The organism is Pseudoalteromonas sp. GW168-MNA-CIBAN-0100, assembly GCF_040309225.1.
Lineage (GTDB): Bacteria > Pseudomonadota > Gammaproteobacteria > Enterobacterales > Alteromonadaceae > Pseudoalteromonas > Pseudoalteromonas arctica.
In genome coordinates, this window is the sequence record NZ_JBEOOL010001082.1 from 1 (window position 1) to 237 (window position 237).

The 237-nt window shown below is 39.7% G+C and carries 1 protein-coding gene; it reads right to left on the reverse strand.

Annotation, left to right across the window (positions count from 1 at the left end; all coding sequences use genetic code 11):
* Positions 1 to 12: 12 nt before the first annotated feature.
* On the reverse strand, positions 13 to 237 hold a 225-nt coding region (locus tag AAEY62_RS24685), incomplete at its 5' end, for an HIT domain-containing protein (RefSeq protein WP_350637129.1).

Sequence of the window (237 nt, forward strand, 5' to 3'; positions counted from 1 at the left end):
ATAAATAGCTGTTTATAGCGCCACTTTTTTGGTGTTTTGATAAGGAGGCCAGCCCATCTCTTTACCTGCAAGCATATGTAAATGAATATGATATACGGTTTGGCCACCATGTTCATTGCAATTCATGACCACTCGGTAGCCATCGTCGGCAAAGTTTAGTTGCTTGGCTAATTTAGCCGCTACTACATATAAATTACCTACTAAATGCGAGTTTTCAGGCGTTACATCGTTAATAGT